Source organism: Okeania sp. SIO2C9 (assembly GCF_010672455.1).
Lineage (GTDB): Bacteria > Cyanobacteriota > Cyanobacteriia > Cyanobacteriales > Microcoleaceae > Okeania.
Window position 1 is genome coordinate 1 of the sequence record NZ_JAAHGO010000300.1, and the last position, 1,066, is coordinate 1,066.

Sequence of the window (1,066 nt, forward strand, 5' to 3'; positions counted from 1 at the left end):
TTCTTTACTTTCTGCGACCACGACAGTATTTTATTCTTTAGCGATCGCGGTGTGGTTTACTGCATGTCAGCATACCAAATCCCCACAGCTTCTCGCACCGCCAGAGGTGTCCCGATTGTACAGATGCTACCAATTAATCACGAAGAAAAGATCACCTCGATTGTGCCAGTATCTGAGTTTAGCAATGATGAATACCTGGTGATGTTGACTTGTAGTGGTTACATCAAAAAAACTACCCTTGCAGCCTTCCGTAATATTCGTGCAAATGGCTTGATTGCAATTTCCTTAGGAGAAGGTGATCAATTGCGGTGGGTACGTCGGGCCAGGGAAGAAGACAGCATTATTATTGGTTCGAGTCAGGGGATGGCAATTCATTTCAAAACTGATCACGAGCAACTGCGTCCCTTAGGCCGCGCTACCAGGGGAGTTAAGGCGATGAAATTGCGCTCCCGAGATGAGTTGATTAGCATGGATATTTTGCCTGCTCAAGTTATAGCTAGTCTGGCAGCTATTGAGGATGCACAAACGCAAGATTTAGGTTCTTTGCCAGATGAGGAGGAAACGGAAGATGCTAATAATCTTAGCGTAGCAGCTGACCAGGAGCAGGAGTTGCTAGAAAGTGCAGGTCAAGGGCCTTGGGTACTGGTGGTGACGATGGGTGGCTATGGCAAAAGGGTACCAGTGTCACAGTTCAGGTTGCAAAATCGTGCTGGCATGGGAGTGCGAGCCACAAAATTCCGCAAAGCTAAAGACCAATTAGCAGCGCTGCGGGTTGTTAATGAAGGGGATGAGTTGATGATGGTTACCAGTAGGGGTATTATCATTCGGCAGTTAATTGATGCTATTTCGCCCCAATCTCGGATGGCAACAGGGGTGAGAGTGCAGCGTCTTGATGAGGATGATGCGATCGCGGCTGTAGCTTTGGTGCCTCTGACAGGGGAGGAAGAGGAAGAGACGGAGGAAGAAATGGAGGAAGCTTTGTAGACTAAGCGTTTTGGATATTATGTAGAGACATGAGAATATTTTGTGTCTCTAGCGCGTAGTATCTGCTGCTGATCAATTAGGA

1 protein-coding gene is annotated in these 1,066 nt (G+C 47.3%); it reads left to right on the forward strand.

All coding sequences use genetic code 11. The annotated features are described in order from the left end of the window. Nucleotides 1-984 (forward strand): DNA gyrase C-terminal beta-propeller domain-containing protein (locus tag F6K23_RS41175; protein ID WP_293167072.1); only part of this gene is annotated, 984 nt, incomplete at its 5' end. Between the last annotated feature and the right edge of the window lie 82 nt (nt 985-1,066).